The sequence below is a fragment of the Halobacillus sp. ABA4_118 genome, assembly GCF_056160205.1.
On sequence record NZ_JBSWWS010000001.1, the window covers coordinates 3,054,481 to 3,070,852 of the forward strand.

18 protein-coding genes are annotated in these 16,372 nt (G+C 49.1%); 13 read left to right on the top strand and 5 right to left on the bottom strand.

The window, feature by feature from the left end; translation table 11 throughout:
* Positions 1–6: 6 nt before the first annotated feature.
* From rbsB to ACXAGL_RS15585, 3 genes are all read left to right on the top strand, one after another.
* Positions 7–936 (top strand): ribose ABC transporter substrate-binding protein RbsB, encoded by a 930-nt coding sequence (gene rbsB / locus ACXAGL_RS15575; RefSeq protein ID WP_474971589.1) that lies wholly within the window; start codon positions 7–9, stop codon positions 934–936.
* A gap of 434 nt (positions 937–1,370) precedes the next feature.
* Positions 1,371–2,369, top strand: a complete 999-nt coding sequence (locus ACXAGL_RS15580; protein ID WP_474968259.1) for a potassium channel family protein — start codon at positions 1,371–1,373, stop codon at positions 2,367–2,369.
* Between the two features lie 75 nt (positions 2,370–2,444).
* Positions 2,445–2,771 (top strand): hypothetical protein, encoded by a 327-nt coding sequence (locus ACXAGL_RS15585; RefSeq protein WP_474968260.1) that lies wholly within the window; start codon positions 2,445–2,447, stop codon positions 2,769–2,771.
* 534 nt (positions 2,772–3,305) lie between these two features.
* Here ACXAGL_RS15585 and ACXAGL_RS15590 read toward each other — a convergent pair.
* The 3 genes from ACXAGL_RS15590 to ACXAGL_RS15600 form a co-directional block, all read right to left on the bottom strand.
* The gene (locus ACXAGL_RS15590) at positions 3,306–4,805 is read right to left on the bottom strand and encodes a potassium/proton antiporter (protein ID WP_474968261.1); all 1,500 of its coding nucleotides are present in this window, start codon (positions 4,803–4,805) and stop codon (positions 3,306–3,308) included.
* A 67-nt stretch (positions 4,806–4,872) separates the two neighbouring features.
* Positions 4,873–5,052 (bottom strand): hypothetical protein, encoded by a 180-nt coding sequence (locus ACXAGL_RS15595; RefSeq protein WP_474971587.1) that lies wholly within the window; start codon positions 5,050–5,052, stop codon positions 4,873–4,875.
* A 50-nt stretch (positions 5,053–5,102) separates the two neighbouring features.
* Complete coding sequence (locus tag ACXAGL_RS15600; RefSeq protein ID WP_474991727.1) at positions 5,103–5,429, bottom strand: hypothetical protein; 327 nt, start codon at positions 5,427–5,429, stop codon at positions 5,103–5,105.
* A 157-nt stretch (positions 5,430–5,586) separates the two neighbouring features.
* Here ACXAGL_RS15600 and ACXAGL_RS15605 point away from each other — a divergent pair, with 157 nt between their 5' ends.
* Together ACXAGL_RS15605 and ACXAGL_RS15610 are read left to right on the top strand one after the other, a co-directional pair.
* On the top strand, positions 5,587–5,775 hold the full coding sequence (locus ACXAGL_RS15605) for a hypothetical protein (protein WP_474991729.1): 189 nt from the start codon (positions 5,587–5,589) through the stop codon (positions 5,773–5,775).
* Complete coding sequence (locus ACXAGL_RS15610; RefSeq protein WP_474968265.1) at positions 5,776–6,000, top strand: hypothetical protein; 225 nt, start codon at positions 5,776–5,778, stop codon at positions 5,998–6,000. It abuts the gene before it with no gap.
* Positions 6,001–6,124: 124 nt separating this feature from the next.
* Here ACXAGL_RS15610 and ACXAGL_RS15615 read toward each other — a convergent pair whose 3' ends face one another.
* Positions 6,125–7,030, bottom strand: coding sequence for an EamA family transporter (locus ACXAGL_RS15615; RefSeq protein ID WP_474991730.1), 906 nt, complete (start codon positions 7,028–7,030; stop codon positions 6,125–6,127).
* A 134-nt stretch (positions 7,031–7,164) separates the two neighbouring features.
* On the opposite strand from ACXAGL_RS15615, the gene ACXAGL_RS15620 reads away from it, so the two are divergent.
* On the top strand, positions 7,165–7,929 hold the full coding sequence (locus ACXAGL_RS15620) for a DUF4397 domain-containing protein (protein ID WP_474991732.1): 765 nt from the start codon (positions 7,165–7,167) through the stop codon (positions 7,927–7,929).
* Positions 7,930–7,964: 35 nt separating this feature from the next.
* Here the strand turns inward: ACXAGL_RS15620 and ACXAGL_RS15625 are convergent, their stop codons facing one another.
* A complete protein-coding gene (locus ACXAGL_RS15625) occupies positions 7,965–8,537 on the bottom strand; it encodes a CGNR zinc finger domain-containing protein (protein WP_474991734.1) in 573 nt (190 codons plus the stop codon).
* A gap of 114 nt (positions 8,538–8,651) precedes the next feature.
* Here ACXAGL_RS15625 and trxA point away from each other — a divergent pair, with 114 nt between their 5' ends.
* From trxA to ACXAGL_RS15660, 7 genes are all read left to right on the top strand, one after another.
* On the top strand, positions 8,652–8,966 hold the full coding sequence (gene trxA, locus ACXAGL_RS15630) for a thioredoxin (protein WP_474968269.1): 315 nt from the start codon (positions 8,652–8,654) through the stop codon (positions 8,964–8,966).
* 284 nt (positions 8,967–9,250) lie between these two features.
* Positions 9,251–9,847 carry a hypothetical protein gene (locus ACXAGL_RS15635; RefSeq protein WP_474991735.1) on the top strand — a complete coding sequence of 199 codons (597 nt, stop codon included), beginning with the start codon at positions 9,251–9,253 and terminating at the stop codon, positions 9,845–9,847.
* A 110-nt stretch (positions 9,848–9,957) separates the two neighbouring features.
* Positions 9,958–10,638 (top strand): response regulator transcription factor, encoded by a 681-nt coding sequence (locus ACXAGL_RS15640; protein ID WP_474991737.1) that lies wholly within the window; start codon positions 9,958–9,960, stop codon positions 10,636–10,638.
* Complete coding sequence (locus ACXAGL_RS15645; RefSeq protein ID WP_474971583.1) at positions 10,586–12,034, top strand: HAMP domain-containing sensor histidine kinase; 1,449 nt, start codon at positions 10,586–10,588, stop codon at positions 12,032–12,034. Before ACXAGL_RS15640 ends, ACXAGL_RS15645 begins: the two co-directional genes overlap by 53 nt.
* A gap of 120 nt (positions 12,035–12,154) precedes the next feature.
* Complete coding sequence (gene fdhD, locus ACXAGL_RS15650) at positions 12,155–12,958, top strand: formate dehydrogenase accessory sulfurtransferase FdhD (RefSeq protein ID WP_474991739.1); 804 nt, start codon at positions 12,155–12,157, stop codon at positions 12,956–12,958.
* Positions 12,951–15,890, top strand: a complete 2,940-nt coding sequence (gene fdhF, locus ACXAGL_RS15655) for a formate dehydrogenase subunit alpha (RefSeq protein WP_474991741.1) — start codon at positions 12,951–12,953, stop codon at positions 15,888–15,890. Before fdhD ends, fdhF begins: the two co-directional genes overlap by 8 nt.
* Complete coding sequence (locus ACXAGL_RS15660) at positions 15,890–16,357, top strand: helical membrane plugin domain-containing protein (protein ID WP_160835348.1); 468 nt, start codon at positions 15,890–15,892, stop codon at positions 16,355–16,357. Before fdhF ends, ACXAGL_RS15660 begins: the two co-directional genes overlap by 1 nt.
* The last annotated feature ends 15 nt before the right edge of the window (positions 16,358–16,372 follow it).

Below are 16,372 nucleotides of genomic sequence, written 5' to 3' on the forward strand. Positions count from 1 at the left end.
ATGAACATGATCAAACGATTGTTACTTATCATCGGTGCAGTCCTGCTTTTTCTTAGCGGATGTTCTCTGCAGCCGCCGGAATGGGCCAAACCGAACAATAATAAAAATCCGGAAGATATTAAAATAGGATTGTCTGTGTCGACTTTGAATAACCCATTTTTCGTTTCCATGAAGGACGGGGTGGAGAAAGAAGCAGAAGCCCAGGGGATGGATGTTGTCGTCGTTGATGCACAGAATGATGCAGCTAAACAAGTCAGCGACGTGGAAGACTTGATCCAGCAGGGGGTCGACGTCCTGCTGATCAACCCGACCGACTCTTCGGCGGTTTCAACGGCTGTCCAGTCTGCCAACAGCCTCGGCATTCCCGTCGTTACGCTGGACCGTTCTTCTGAAAAAGGAGAAGTGGCCACTCTCGTCAGTTCGGATAACGAAAAAGGCGGGAAGATGGCCGCTGAATATATGGTGGAACAGCTGGGAGAGGACGCCAAAGTGGCAGAGCTTGAAGGTGTTCCCGGAGCCTCTGCAACGAGGGAGCGGGGAAGCGGCTTCCATACGGTAGCTGATGAGCAGTTGAATGTGACGGCTAAGCAGACCGCGAACTTCGATCGTACAGAAGGCTTGAATACGATGGAGAACATTCTTCAGGGAAATCCGGATTTGGAAGCAGTCTTCGCCCACAATGATGAAATGGCTCTGGGCGCCTATCAGGCCATTCAAAGCTCCGGCCGTGATGTACTAGTCGTTGGTTTTGACGGAAATGAAGATGCAATGACGAGTATTCAGAACGGCAATCTTTCCGCAACCGTCGCCCAGCAGCCGGAACAGATCGGCTCGCTGGCTGTCCAGGCAGGCGCAGATGTACTGCAGGGAGAGGAAGTAGAGGAAACAATTCCGGTTCCTTTGAAACTGGTAACCACAGAGAACATCGGCGAATAACTGGAACTCCTGCATATTCGTCAGTGGGATTGATCAGTATCCGTACTCACGTTCCATTTATTGATGAGGTTCTGTTCCCGCAGACGTCACCAGTGTACGCTGTGGATCCCCGTAAAGCCTGCCGTGAATTTTCGAACCACTTTGAAGAGACAGCCATAGAGCTGTCTCTTTCTGTTTTTACTTGTGTTTTACCATGTGGTTTGTAATACTGACAGGACATAGGACGAAGGTAGGATTGATGACAACCGGCCCCGGTTTGACGAAAACCCGGATTCTTGAAACTATTGGACCTGGCTTCCGAAAGCAGAGGGGGGCAGGGCCGTTTTCTTTCCTTCAGCTTGCGAAACGATCGATCTTTATTTACGCGCGTTTCAATTTTTCAATACGAGAAATAATCTATGAAACGATGCACAACAGAGATAGGAGGGAGTCCTTTGCGTAATATTCTAATCAAATTTATCCGCCTTGATAAAACGACGCTGCTGATCGGCTCTTTCCTGATTATTTTCGGCAGTACGTTCACCATCATGTGGATCGAGCCCGAAACCTTCACGAGTTTTCACGACAGCCTCTGGTGGGTAATGACGACGATATCGACCGTCGGTTATGGAGACATCTCCCCACAAACAACCGCCGGTAGAAATTTTGCCATGCTGCTTTACCTTGTGGGTATCGGTGTGCTGGGTGTTGTCATCAGCCTGATTGCCAATGCGATGGGGATTTTTAAAAAGCGGAAGGAGGAAGGGAAATTGAGTTATCACGGTAAAGGCCACATTGTCATCGTCGGCTGGTCCAAAAAAGCGGCGCTGGCCATTGATGAAATCCTGCTGGCCGATAAAGAGACAGAAATTGTCCTCATCGATGAGGTAGAAAAAGAACCTCTCAACATGAAGCGTGTCCATTACATAAACGGCAGTCCGATGAAAAAGGATGTTCTTGACAAAGCCAATCTTGAAGACAGTAAAAGTGCGATTGTTTTTGCGACAGACTGCTCGGACAGTTCGAGGCTTGTCGACGGCAACTCGCTGCTCGTTGCTGCAGCGTTGGAAAAGAATGCCCCTCACGTCCATACAACGGTCGAGGTGCTCGACCGCGACCACGTTCCGATGTTCAAGCACAGCAAAGTAGATGAGGTCGTTTTATCCGATGAGTTTGTCTCCCGAATGCTCGTCCGCTCTTCATTCCAAAAAGGCGTTTCCGGGTTATTCAATCAGCTTATCAGCCGGGAGTCCGGTTATGATCTTCGCCAGATTGAAAGAAAAGAAGAATGGAAGACCTACCGCGATGTTGTCGAGGATGTCACGTCGCAAGGGGGCAATGTCATCGCCGTCGGAGAAAACATGGACATCTATAAACACTTGGATGAGCCGCTCCCTGAAGGGGCGCATATCCGTGTCGTCTGTGATAAACAAACGTATGATGCGCTCTGCTGATCCCTTAGAGTATTGAAAAATCCGGCTGAGTACGGGATAATGGTCCGGGATTTTCCGTAAGAAAGGGGGGGAGGAATGTTACCTGTACTAAACCATTCCGGTCTAATGGTCATGGTCGTTGTCCATCTGCTGACAGCTGTCATTCTATTTGCTGTGTCGTATACATATGAAAAGTCAATCATTACCGATCGGAAAAACAAGTGGCTGTTTTTCATCATCAGTCTGATCTACAGCTGGATGGGGACAATGATTATTGTAGACAGCCTGTTTGATCTGCATAGAGACCATGAACTCTCTGTTTTTATGTACCGTAATAGTCTGGTGCTCTTATGGATCGGCTTTATTCTGGTACAGCTCCTCGTGTACAAATGTTTAAACCAGGTGGAAATCGCAGAGGAATAAATAAAAAAGGAGAGGGCCCTGAGGTCCTCTCCTTGTCTGTAGAAAAAGCCTGTGTCAACCCGTTAGCGTTGTCCATTTGTCGTGGGAAGGGTCACACTCCGCTTATCGGTGGATGAATGCCGCGGGCACGCCCTCAGCTAACTTGGTCAGGAAGGTCGCCTGCCCAAGTGGATCTTCGGCCTGTGCTGTTCCCGCAGGCATCACCACCGAACGCTCCACGTGTCGACGTTAGAATATAGAGGAGAGAGACTGCGCCCTATGCAGGTTCGCAGATTCCAAAGAACGGCATGAGCTGCGCTATTGCCGCCTGCGTGGAAAAGAAGGGAAAGAACAGGCGCTGATGACGGCTGTCTGCCGGAATATGAAAAAGATTGTTCTCCATCCAGCAAGGGTGAGCGGGGTGAAGGAGAGTCTTTGGCGATGTTATAGAACCCCCAAGGGGCTTCGCTCCTGGCGGTAAGAAAGAAAAAAGCTTGTAAAGAAACAGGGGTTTCTCTACAAGCTGAGGAGAGGACCCCGGGGCCCTCTCCTTTTCTATGATTCCGATCCGGTTTTTATAGGAGTGACTGTCCTCTCCAGCTCCTTTGTCACCTGATCCTTATATTTGGATTCCACTAGAATATAAAGGAAGTCTCCAGCTTTGATTTCTGTTTCACCATAAGGGGTGATGACCTGATTATCACGAATGATGGCATTAATGTTCGCATGGTTCGGGAAAGACAAGTCCCGCAGCCGGCTTCCCACCACCGCTGATTCCTGGCTTGTCTGATACTGGATCATTTCCACAGCCACCTTCCCCATCGATATCAGCTCGATGGAATGGTGCGGGGTATCCTTTTTCGGCCCGACAAGGTTTAAGCGGTCCGCCATCCATGAGATCGTCGAGCCCTGGATCAACGCTGACGTCAACACGATAAAGAAGACGATGTTGAATAAGGTCTGACTGTTGTTCAATCCATCTACGACCGGAAAAGTAGCCAGGACGATTGGAACGGCTCCCCGCAGTCCGGCCCATGAAATGAACAGTTTTTCCTTGAACGTATAGTTGAGGCGGATCAAGGAAAGGAAGACAGCGGCCGGCCGCGCAACAAAGATGAGCAGCAGAGACAGGATGATGCCGTCATACATCACTTCGGATGAAAACAGCTGGTCCGGAAAGACGAGCAGCCCGAGGATGATGAACATGAGAATTTGTGCCATCCAGGCAAAGCCTTCATTAAATTGAAATATGGAATACCGGTATGTCAGTTCCCGGTTTCCAATAACAAGCGCGGCAATGTAAACGGCCAGGAAGCCGCTTCCGCCGACGAACGCGGTGATTCCGTAGGTCAAGAGCGCAAATGCAATCGATAAGATTGGATAAAGGGCACTTGATCCGAGTCGGATGCGGTTGATAGAAAAGGAGGCTGTCCATCCGAACAGGACACCTAACACGAGGCCCAGGCCCATCTGAAGGAAAAATGTGGGGATGAGCATCCAGATGGAGCTCCCTTCATTGGAAATCAATTCAATGAAAGAAAGCGTCAAAAAGACGGCCATAGGATCGTTGGTGCCGGATTCCGCTTCCAAGGTCGCTCCCATTTTCGCTTTGATGTTCCGTTCTTTTAACACAGAAAATACAGCGGCGGCATCGGTCGAACCGACAATCGCCCCGAGCAGCAGTCCCTCCATCAAGCTTAAGTCAAGCAGAAGAAAAGCCGCCGCCCCAATTAACGTCGATGTAAGGACAACGCCGATGGTAGCGAGGGACAGAGAAGGGAGGGCCACCGAGCGGACGGTCGACCATTTTGTGTGAAGCCCGCCTTCAAACAAAATCAGAACAAGGGCGAAGACCCCGAACAACTGAGCCACTCCCGCATCATCGAAATAGATGATCCCAAGGCCGTCACTCCCGATAATCATTCCGACAATCATAAACAGAATCAACGCCGGCAGCCCCCAGCGGCTGGAAAACTTGGCGGCCACGATGCCGCTGAAAAGTAAAAACGCGGTAATAAGTACAAACGCATCCGTTCCAAAAGCTTCAATAAACATTCCATAACTCCCTTATTCAATGTGTAGATGAAGGACCATGCCTGCAGCTCCAAGCATGGTCCCGTTTTTACAAACTTATGATCTGCTTCAGCTCTTTCGTATTGACCATGTCCCAGGAAAAATCGATCCACCAGGAGGACCAGTCCGCTCCGTTTAGAGCACCGAAGAACCAGACAGACCCGAAAAAGCATAGATAGATAAATAGAACGACCACGGCATAAAGCCCTGTGTCTTTAGAATTTTTCAACGCGCTGTCTCCTTTATATGGAATCGTGTGGATCCATGAGAAAGGAGCATTTATGTATAGGTTGAATTCGCATGCCTGGCAATGAGAAATCCTCTGTTTTCACCCTGATAACCAAACACCTGGTTCTCAACTAGTTCATGGAACTGGACAAAAGAGAAAAGGGGAGCGTTTAAAAACGCAGAAGGTCCCTCATCATCCTGGTCCGGAGGCAGAGGAAAGGATAGAGGCTGGAAAAAGACGGCCGCGCCGTCCGACAACTGAACAGATGACGCGATATTCAAATCGTCAGACCAGCTGTAGGCAAGCTCCTGAAATTTTCCATGCGGACTTAAAACCGCTGCAAACAACAGCATGCATCCTGCGATAAAGAGACGCATCTTTTCCCTCCTTCCAAACAGGTGATCTTTCTATTATATCAATCGATCCAATTAAAGTCATTGGAGAAGAACGTGGGAAAAACAATGGCGAAAGTGAAACGTCCGCCGGCTTCAATCGTATAGAAAGGCAGAGAAAAAATGTCCGGGGGGAATTCATATGCTGAGATGGCTGATTTATTCGTTCGTAATCATCATGAATGGCTCGTTTCTGCTTGCGGTTTTTAACGTGTGGGCGGATCGAACCGCTTTTGGGGTGATGATCACAGGGGCAGTAGTCATCATAGGAACCTTTGAAGTCCTGCATCGGCGGGGAAAACTGACAGATCTGAATAAGGGAGCGTCTTAAATGCGTCATCTACTGCCGGTGATTTTAGTTATGGCAGCTATAGGTCTTCTGATTAAGGTTATAGATATATTTCCAGCCGGTTACACCGTATTTATTGGAGTCGTGTCAATCTTTCTAATGTATGACAGCGTTAAAGCGTGGAAGGATCGCTCATTCATAACAGCAGTGAGTAAGATGCTGATGTCGGTGCTGCTGTTTATGATGATGGTCACACGTGTTTTTTAACAACAAGGGAGGTGGACGGACGTGGGTTTTGCTTCCTGGTTTATATTGTTGTTCACCTTATTTATGGCGGTCGGTGGTTTTAAAAAGAAGAACAAGAAGAGATGAGAATAGAGAAAGCCGCTGATTATGAAGCGGCTTTCTTTTTTTGGGAGCGTCGGAACCACCTGTCTCCGGTTTCATTGACAACGATGGAAAAGAGAATCAGGCCGATGCCCGCCCACTGCAGGAGGGTCACCTGTTCCCTCAACACCACCATAGCCGATACAATGGCGACCGGCAGTTCTACAGAGCTGAGAATATTGGCCAGCCTCGCAGAAATGTGCGGGGCCCCTCCAGCGAAAAACAATGGGGGAATCACAGCACCAACCATCGCAATACCGAGACTGATCAGCCAAAGCTCTCCTTCGAAGACAGGGAACGTTGGAATGTCCCTGGAAAAAACAATCAGTACGAGCAGGAGTGAGCCTGTGATCATCCAGGAGCTGCGGAGCACGGAATTCACTTCCGGTGCGGCCTGTCCACTCGTATAAATAAACGCCGCATAGGAAAGTGCAGATAAAAGGCCGAGGATCAAGCCGGCAGGAGGGAGTTCACCCACGCCTCCCGAAAGCACCTCGGACGCCAGAATGACACCCGACAATGTAATCGCAAGGGAGACGAAATGCACTTTTTCCGGTGATTTCTTTAAAAAGACCCATTCAATCAGCATTCCGATCCAGACAAATTGGAAAAGCAGGAGTATGGCCATGGAAGCGGGAATATACTGCATCGCTCCGTAATAAAAAATACTTGTTAAGCCTACGGACGACCCGGCGCCCATCACCTTGAGCCGGTCAATGTACTTCATTTGCCGGATCTCCTTCCAATGCGGGAAGGACAACAGCCACAGCAGAATGAACGCGATCATCATCTGTGCGATGTTCAACTGACCGAGCGAATATCCCTCAGCAAATCCATGCTTCACAAAAATCGGGGTGAAACCGAAACTTGCTGCTCCGGTAAATACCAGCAAGGCTCCTTTCTTTTTCATACCGTCACCTTCTTTCTTTATCCATCCTCCACTTTATCATGAACGAGAAAAGACGGCATCCGGGATAAATAGTTCTGTCCATGAATCTGCTGAATAAGATGAAGATGGGGATTTCTTGAAAGGGGAGTGGCACGATGTATCCAAACGAAAATCCGGAGCAGCTGGCGTGGCAGGCGATGAAATATGATATGCTTTCGAATTACTACAAGTATATTGACCCGAATAAGCATATCCACTATTACCATAAGCACCTGCAGTGCATGCAGCAGTGGGTGATGTGTGAACGCAGTGAAGGGATGGGCATGGGCGGAGGCGGCGGTGGAACAGCAAAAGTAAGAGTTCTTCATGCTTCACCGGATGCACCGAACGTGGATGTCTATGTGAACGGTCAGAAAATATTGGAAAACGTCCCGTATAAGCAGCAGAGTGAGTATTTGGAAGTTCCTCAAGGGCAGTACCGCATAGATATTTATGCCACTGGTGACACTTCGCAGCCTGTTCTGACCCAGACTGTAGCTGTTGAGGCAGATCAATCCTATACGGTGGCCGCAGCTGGAAAAGTCAATCAGCTTCAGCTCATCCCGGTTGTCGACAACGATCACACCGCGTACGGCAATGCCAAGGTCCGTTTCTGGCACCTGTCTCCAAACGCACCGGCTGTAGATGTAGCTGTCAAAGGCGGAGATGTCCTGTTCAGAAATGTGCCGTTCGGCCGGGCGACCCGCTATATCACGGTTCCACCGACGACAGCTGATTTAGAGGTCCGGATAGCGGGAACGAATCAGGTCGTTCTTGAAGTGCCGGGGGTAACCTTGAACCCGAATGAAGCTTATACGGCTGTTGCGGTCGGATTAGCTGGTGAGCAGCCGCCTCTCGAAGCGATTTTTCTACAGCCATAAAAAAAAGGAAGCGTTCATGATGAACGCTTCCTTTTTTATTCAGAAGCCTGGCCGGCTTTCTTCTTGCTGTAATGCTTTCTTGCTTTCATCCGGTTGCCGCAGACGTCCATGGAACACCATTTGCGCCGTCCTTTTTGGTTCACGAACAACGCCAGACAGTCATCGTTCTGGCATGCAGAAATCTTTTCCCAGATGCCGCCTTCCTTGTGATGGAGCATTTGATAGGCAAGGAGTGCCAGCAGCCCGTCCGAACCCCCTTTTAAAGGGACGGGTACAAGCGCACCCTGTTCGAACATGAACTGCAGCGTTCCTTTCGTCCATTCACTCAGCATGTGTGTGAATCCTTCTTCATTCTCTTTCCTGTAAAAATAAGAACGGCTTCGATCACGGAAATCGCGGAGTTTATCAGTGTGAAAGGCTTCCTGTTTGAGAGCTTTCATCTGCTGATCCGAGAGGAGTCCGTGGTAAGACATGAGGTCAAGCCATTGATACACCTCTTCTTCTGTCGTTAAATAATCATTCGCCTGATCCCAGTGGCTGTTTATCGTATTGAAAAAGTTAATAAATACATAAGAGGAAAATTGGGACAGTGTCATCCGATCCTGCATCATAAAAACCTCCGAATCCTTTCTATTGACTTATAGTTTAACATACCTTATCATTCTAACCGTAATAAAATTATTTACAGGTTAGAAAATAACCGGCAAATGGAGGAATATATCATGGCAGTTACAAACGTAACCGATGCAGACTTTGCAAATGAAACCAAAGAAGGCCTTGTCCTTGCGGATCTTGGTGCCCCATGGTGCGGACCATGTAAAATGATCGCCCCTGTTCTTGAGGAACTGGATGCTGAAATGGGCGAACAAGCGAAAATCGTAAAACTGGACGTTGACCAAAACCCTGAAACTGCGCAGGAATATGGAGTAATGAGCATCCCGACACTTCTTTTCTTCAAGGACGGAGAGCTGGTTGATAAAAAAGTCGGCTTCAAATCAAGAGAAGAACTTGCTGAAACATTGAATCAACACCAATAATGAGTAACGGAGGCTGCGGCCTCCGTTTTTTTTTATGGGGAAAATGGAGAAAAATTGATATATCGCGAAATTAATTGATATAGACTGGAAAAAATCGATATATCACAAATTTAGTTGATATATTCTAAAAAAATCGATATATGTGGAAAAAGACTGATAGCCCCGCCTGACCGACCGATATCACCTCCGGCAAAAAAGTTTTCGCTTTGACATCTTCCTGACTTATTTCTTTTTTATGATGAACATGTACCAAATACATGAAGTCTACAGGAGGACGTAAAGACATGAAAAACCTACTATCGAAAAAAGCGCTGACAGGGGCTCTTGCATTGGCGATTGCCATCCCGGGTATCTCTTATGCGGCGACAGATGCAGAAACAGATACGGGTTCAGAAGCCGCGCAGGAATCGGTGGAAAGCGGGGAAACGGAAATCCGCAGCCTGCTCCAGCAGTTTAAAAACGGGGAGCTGAGCGAAGATGAAATTCTTGAAAAGCTGCAGGAGCAGAAACGCTTTTTCTTCCAAACAGGCGGCCACCATTTTGAGGACGTAGATGAAGAAACCAAAGAGAAACTGGAAGAGATCAGGTCCAAAGTGGAAGCAGGCGAATGGACGAAGGAAGAAGCGAAAGCAGAACTGGAGGAGCTCGGGATTGAGCAGCCCCGTCATCGCGGTGGAAAAGGTCATCGCATGGGCGCAGACCTGACTGAGGAAGAGCGCACCCAGGTGAAGGAGATCCGTGAGCAGGTCAAAAGCGGTGAACTGACACAGGAGGAAGCACAGGCCCAGCTCGAGGAACTTGGCTTGGACATAAAACCTCGCGGTCAGGCCCCGGATACAGAGGATAGTGAAGAAGCAGAACCTACGGATTCCGCTGTATAATCTCCTCTTACGAGTAAAGAAGGCTTTTCCCACAAAGCCTTCTTTTTTTATGATTTTTTCTCACCGGCCCTGGTTACCCTTTATAATGGAAGCAAAGGAGAGCTGAAACGATGAACAAAGTATTGATTGTAGAAGACGAACCGACCATTTCCCGTGTTCTCCAAGCCTATTTATCCAAAAATGACATGATCACTGAACAGGCGTGGACGGGGAATGAAGCCATGGAAAAATTCACTGCACAGCGCCCGGATCTCGTTCTGCTTGATGTGATGCTTCCGGACAAGGATGGATGGACGGTGCTGACGGAAATCCGTGAAAAAAGTGCCTGCCCCGTCATCATGCTGACGGCGCTCGGCGAAATCGATCATAAACTGAAAGGGTTTGAAACAGGGGCAGACGATTACATAGCTAAACCATTCATCGGTGAAGAAGTGGTGGCAAGAGTGAAAGCGGTCCTGAGCCGCCCTGCGGCAAGAGTGGAGGACCAGCTTCTCCGCATAGGATCACTGGTCGTCGACCCGGCTGCTCATACCGTCCATAAAAATGGAGAGGAAATTGAACTGTCTCCAAAGGATGGCAAGCTGTTTATTTTTCTTACCCGTCATCCGAACCAGACCTTCACACGGGAACAGCTGCTTGACCAGGTATGGGGCTACGAATATGAGGGGAGTGACCGCGCGGTGGATTTGTCGATCAAGCGTATCCGTAAGGCGCTGGGAGATTCAAAGGAAGAGCCGTATGACATCAAAACACTGCGGGGATTGGGGTATCAGTGGAGTGTACAAACCTGAGAAGCGTAAAACGATTTTCCATTATTGGTCCAGAAGATACTTAGCTACGCTTCTCATCGGACTGATTCTCATAGCCGCAGGGTCCGTCTGGTGGATCAAGAAGACGACCGTTGATCACCGGTTGAATCTCATGCACATTGTCGGACAGGAAATCGCTGATAGAATTGTGACGACAAATGGCCGGATTCTTTCGGGGCCGTTGTTTGAGGAGATTTTAAGAAACCGCGCAGGAGAATTGGATGTGGATGAATCTCCGGCCGCACTGATAGTCACCGATCAAGGAGAAATCCTCGTTTCGAATCAGCGCGGAGGCCAGATCAGGAATGCCGGCGATTATGTCGATGAATCGTTGTATCAGACGACCGAGTCTGTAATTTCGCTGGATCAGAATCAGCGGGCGTACGTCATCAGCGAGCCGATTGTCAGCGGAGAAGAAACGCTTGGGTATGTCGTTTTAGTCAATGATAAGGAAACGCTCAGCCGCCTGAATCAGGAATACGGACTGCTGGCTCTGCTGCTCGGTGGTGTCGGTCTGCTCGGCTGGGGGGTCATCTATTATTTGACAAGACAGCTGTCGAAGCCGTTGAAAGAGACAGCCCGTGCAGCCCGGATGGTCAGTGAAGGCAGCTATGATATCCAAATGTCTTCGCCGCCGAAGGAAAAAGAACTGGCCGAATTGATGGATTCCTTTACGGATATGGCCGCCAAGCTGAAGCAGTTGGAAGAGATGCGCACTGAACTCCTGGCGGGGGTGACTCACGACTTGAAAACCCCTGTCACTTCGATGAGCGGTCTGATCCAGGCGGTCAAGGATGAGATTGTCGAAGGGGAGGAAGCCAAAGAATATCTTGATTTATCTCTGCAGGAGGTGGAACGCCTCCAAGTCATGATTCAGGATCTATTGAGCTTTAATACGTACGCCGCAGGAGCCCTGCCGATGTACAAAAAGCATCAGCCGCTTCGTCCTATTCTGACCCAGTTCCAAAAACAGTGGCAGTCAGATCCGGATCACATACCCTTGGACGTGCGGTTCCCAGCGGAGGCTGTCCCTCTTTCTGTTGATGATCACCGGCTGAAGCAGATCTTATTCAATCTTGTTCAAAATGCCGATCAAGCGGTCGAGGAAGGAAAAGTCACTATAGATGTCAGCCGGGACGAATCCGATCTGATCATGAAAATTTCCGATACCGGAACAGGCATTCCGGATGACGAGCAGACGCTCATTTTCGAACGTTTCTACCGAGGGAAAGACAAAAAGCTGAAACAGAGAGGCCTCGGACTCGGTCTTCCTCTCAGTCGTATGCTTGCCGAGGCGCACGGAGGACGTCTTGAGCTGACTGAATCATCGGAGAACGGCACAATTTTCACGTTGAAGCTTCCTCTTCTGGAGGAGTAGGCGTACGATAGTTTCCTATTTATATAAGCCCCTGATCAACACCTGACATCCAAATGCTGTCAGGTGTTTGTTTTGTCGAAAGAAAGGGAAAGGATTGGTAACGTTCGAGGGGGGATAATTTTGGAAACCCGTATGTGGAACATTCAACGCTACAACGAACAGTACGGGCAGGAGGAAGAAGACATCGTAGCTGTCGAATACCCGTTGACCATCGTTGTCAATGGAGAGGAATTCGCTACGATGGTCTGCACACCGATGAATATGGAAGACCTTGTCATTGGTTTTCTTGCTTCGGAAGGTGTCATTCTTTCGTATAGGGAATTGACGAGCCTGACGATCGACGAGGAGCGCGGCTTTGCCTATGTGGAAACATCCCGCAGCGTTCCGTTTGTAAAAGAAGGGCAGAAACGCTGGCTTGGAAGCTGCTGCGGAAAAAGCCGCGCCTTTTACTTTCAAAGTGATGCGGCTACCGCCAAGACGGCCGTGGATACGACGTCGTTTTCTCCAGAAAAGTGTTATCAGCTGATGGAATCCTTTCATCAGGAAGCGGGCATGTTCAAACAGACTGGAGGCGTCCACCAGGCTGCCATTGCTGGTGTTTCGGGCATTTTGAAGGCGTATACAGATATCGGCCGTCATAATGCTCTTGATAAATTATATGGGTGGATGCTGCGAAAGCAGGTAAGTCCAAAAGAAAAGATCGTGATTTTCAGTGGCCGGATTTCTTCGGAGGTTCTTTTGAAAGTATCCAAAATGCGTTTCGGACTGCTTTTGTCAAAATCGGCCCCCACAGATCTGGCGCTGCAGCTGGCTGATGATCTGAATATTACAGCCGCCGGGTTTGTCAGAGGAAACCGGATGAACGTGTACACCCATCCCGGCCGTGTAAAGGAAGAAAGTAGAGGAGGAGTTATGATTGAATGAACATACCGTCGTAAAAATAAACGGCACAGAATACCTTGCTGATCATCCGGACCAGACACTCATCCAATTAATGAATAAAGTCAATGAGCAGGTCCCTCAGATTTGTTACAACGAATCCCTTGGACCGATCCAGACCTGCGATTCCTGTATCGTTCAGGTCGACGGAGAGCTTGTCCGGGCGTGCGGGACCAAAGTCAGGGCGGGGATGAAAGTGCAGACGCAGCTTCCACATGTACATAAAGCACAGAAGGAAGCACTTGACCGTGTTCTGGAAAAACATGAACTGTACTGCACGGTCTGTGATTATAACAATGGATCGTGTGAAATCCACAATACAATGGCAGAATTCGGCATTGAGCACCAGGAACGTCCATTTCAGCCAACAAGCTATGAAAAGGACTACTCCGGCACGTTTTACCGTTACGACCCTGACCAGTGTATCCTGTGCGGCCGCTGTGTGGAAGTTTGTCAGGACGTTCAGGTAAATGAGACGCTGACGATAGACTGGGAGCGTCAGGAGCCGCGCGTCATCTGGGATAATGATGTTCCGATTGATCAGTCTTCCTGTGTCAACTGTGGGCAGTGCTCCACCGTCTGTCCGTGTAACGCCATGATGGAAGTCGGCATGGAGGGAGAGGCCGGATTTTTGACGGACACCGAGCCTGGAATCCTGAAATCGATGATCAACTTAACGAAGAAGGTGGAAACCGGTTATGGTCCATTGTTCGCTGTATCTGATTCTGAAGCAGCGATGCGTGAGGAAACGATCAAGAAGGAAAAAACCGTGTGTACCTACTGTGGTGTCGGATGTTCCTTTGATGTATGGACGAAGGACCGCCAGATTCTGAAGGTGGAACCGAGTGCCCAGTCACCGGCCAACGGCATATCCACATGTATTAAAGGGAAATTCGGCTGGGACTATGTAAACAGTGAAGACCGTCTTCAGAAACCTCTCGTCCGCCGCGGTGATCATTTTGAAGAGGTGGAATGGGACGAGGCGATGCAGTATGTGGTCGATCGTATGAAGAAGATCCTTGCTGAAAAAGGACCGGATCACCTGGCCTTCATCGCATCCTCCAAAGCGACCAACGAGGAATCCTACCTGATGCAGAAGCTGGCCCGTCAGGTGATCGGAACGAACAACGTGGATAACTGTTCCCGTTACTGCCAGGCACCGGCAACGAAAGGGTTGTTCCGTACGGTGGGGTATGGCGGCGATTCCGGATCCATTGATGATCTCGGAGACAGTAAACTTGTCATTACCATCGGCTCCAATACAGCGGAGTCCCACCCAGTTCTTGCTTCGCGCATCAAACGTTCCCAGAAACTGTTGGGACATAAGCTGTTCGTCTTTGATTTGAGAAAGCATGAAATGGCGAAGCGTGCGGATCGTTTTTATCAGCCGAAATCAGGAACCGATCTTGTCTGGCTTTCCGCTGTTACGAAATACATTCTTGATCAAGGCTGGGAAGATAAAAACTTCCTGGACGACTGGGTCAACGGCTTTGATGAATACCGGGAAAGCCTGGAGCCGTTTACGATGGAATATGCATCTGACCTAACCGGTATCCCTCAGGAGGAACTGAAGCAGGTGGCGGAAGAAGTGGCCACATCGGAAACGGTAGCGATCTGCTGGGCGATGGGCGTGACGCAGCATATGCTTGGCAGTGATACAAGTACAGCGATCAGTAATCTGCTGCTTATTACCGGAAACTACGGGAAGCCGGGTACAGGCGCTTATCCACTGCGCGGCCACAACAACGTACAGGGATGCAGTGACTTCGGAAGTATGCCGAACTTCTTCCCCGGCTATGAATCGACAGAGGATGAGGAAGTCCGGGCCCGTTATGAAAAAGCCTGGGGAACAGAGCTTCCGAAAGAAACCGGCATGGATAACCACGAGATGATTGAAGCCATTCATGACGGGGAGCTTTCCATGATGTATGTCATGGGTGAGGACACAGGAATTGTCGATGCCAATATCAATTATGTAACAGCCGCCTTTGAAAAGCTCGATCTGTTTATCGTACAGGACTTGTTCCTGACCAAGACCGCTGAATATGCCGACGTTGTGCTGCCGGCCTCCCCAAGTCTTGAAAAGGACGGCACGTTTACGAATACGGAACGACGTATCCAGCGTCTTTATAAGAGCTTTGACCCGCTGGAAGGCACAAAGCCGGACTGGGAAATCATCCAGCTGATGGCCAAACATTTTGGTGTGGACTGGGGCTATGAGCATCCATCTGAAATTATGGCAGAAGCGGCCGGACTGGCACCGTTATTTGCAGGTGTTACGTATGACCGTCTGGAAGGGTACAATTCCCTGCAGTGGCCTGTAGCCGAAGACGGAACAGATGAACCGCTTCTCTTTACGGAAGGGTTCCCGTTTGAGGATAAAAAGGCGAAGCTTTATCCACTGACGTATGAGCTGATGTACGACACCAATGAAGAGTATGACCTTCATGTGAACAACGGCCGGCTGCTGGAGCATTTCCACGAAGGCAACATGACTTACCGAACATCGGGCATCCAGAGGAAAACACCGAATGCCTTCATAGAAGTTTCCGAGGAACTCGCCAAAGAGCGGGGCATTGAAGAAGGAGCGGAAGTGAAGCTGATTTCTGAATCAGGAGAAGCGACCGGACAGGTGACGGTTACTGACCGTGTCCGTGGAAAAGAGATCTTCCTGCCGTTGAACAGCAATGGTAAATCAGCCATCAACTATCTGACTGATAACCGTGTCGATAAAGATACCGATACACCGGCGTATAAGGAAATTGCTGTGAAAATGAAAGTGCTGAAGAAGAAAGGGAAGTCGCCGATTCCGAAAAATAACCACCGGAATGGAAACCCGGTGCCGCAGATTAGTGTGAAGGTCCAGAAAAAATGGCAGCGGGAAGATTACACATTCCCAGGCAGGGGGGCTCATTAATGGCACGGGCGATTACCGATATCAAACGGTTGGAAAAATCGCGGGAAGAAGTCATTGAAGAAAATGTCCAGGAGGTCAAAGAAGCGGTCGCAGACAACAAGGATGCGATCCTGGAAGGCATCGAACTGCTCAGCGCCCTTCAAAAAGAAGGAACGCTCGAAACGCTTTCGGCTTTTGTGAAGGCGAAGGATGAAACCCTCGCCAATGTTGTCAGGGAAATTGACAAGGAACAGTATACACCACTGTTGAACAATCTTCCTGAGCTTGTTTTCCTGCTTGGCGACTTGAACGTCAGTGGCATCCGCAGCTTGAGCAGCCGCCTGAATAATGGTCTGGAGCGTATGGAGGATGAAGGAACGACGAAAAAGATGAACATGCTTGATTTTGCCAAAGTATTGAAAGATCCGGAAATCAACCGGAGCCTGACAATGCTGATGTCCTTTTTAAAAGGGATGGGACAGAAGTAATCAGCAAATAGAAGC

Coding starts and splice junctions, on each gene's coding strand:
- ACXAGL_RS15625 (WP_474991734.1), bottom strand. CDS start 8,537: ATGCAGGATCGGATGACACTGTCCCAATTTTCCTCTTATGTATTTATT.
- ACXAGL_RS15605 (WP_474991729.1), top strand. CDS start 5,587: ATGCTGAGATGGCTGATTTATTCGTTCGTAATCATCATGAATGGCTCG.
- ACXAGL_RS15645 (WP_474971583.1), top strand. CDS start 10,586: ATGACATCAAAACACTGCGGGGATTGGGGTATCAGTGGAGTGTACAAA.
- rbsB (WP_474971589.1), top strand. CDS start 7: ATGATCAAACGATTGTTACTTATCATCGGTGCAGTCCTGCTTTTTCTT.
- ACXAGL_RS15615 (WP_474991730.1), bottom strand. CDS start 7,030: ATGAAAAAGAAAGGAGCCTTGCTGGTATTTACCGGAGCAGCAAGTTTC.
- ACXAGL_RS15610 (WP_474968265.1), top strand. CDS start 5,776: ATGCGTCATCTACTGCCGGTGATTTTAGTTATGGCAGCTATAGGTCTT.
- ACXAGL_RS15590 (WP_474968261.1), bottom strand. CDS start 4,805: ATGTTTATTGAAGCTTTTGGAACGGATGCGTTTGTACTTATTACCGCG.
- ACXAGL_RS15660 (WP_160835348.1), top strand. CDS start 15,890: ATGGCACGGGCGATTACCGATATCAAACGGTTGGAAAAATCGCGGGAA.
- trxA (WP_474968269.1), top strand. CDS start 8,652: ATGGCAGTTACAAACGTAACCGATGCAGACTTTGCAAATGAAACCAAA.
- ACXAGL_RS15620 (WP_474991732.1), top strand. CDS start 7,165: ATGTATCCAAACGAAAATCCGGAGCAGCTGGCGTGGCAGGCGATGAAA.
- ACXAGL_RS15640 (WP_474991737.1), top strand. CDS start 9,958: ATGAACAAAGTATTGATTGTAGAAGACGAACCGACCATTTCCCGTGTT.
- ACXAGL_RS15585 (WP_474968260.1), top strand. CDS start 2,445: ATGTTACCTGTACTAAACCATTCCGGTCTAATGGTCATGGTCGTTGTC.
- ACXAGL_RS15600 (WP_474991727.1), bottom strand. CDS start 5,429: ATGCGTCTCTTTATCGCAGGATGCATGCTGTTGTTTGCAGCGGTTTTA.
- ACXAGL_RS15635 (WP_474991735.1), top strand. CDS start 9,251: ATGAAAAACCTACTATCGAAAAAAGCGCTGACAGGGGCTCTTGCATTG.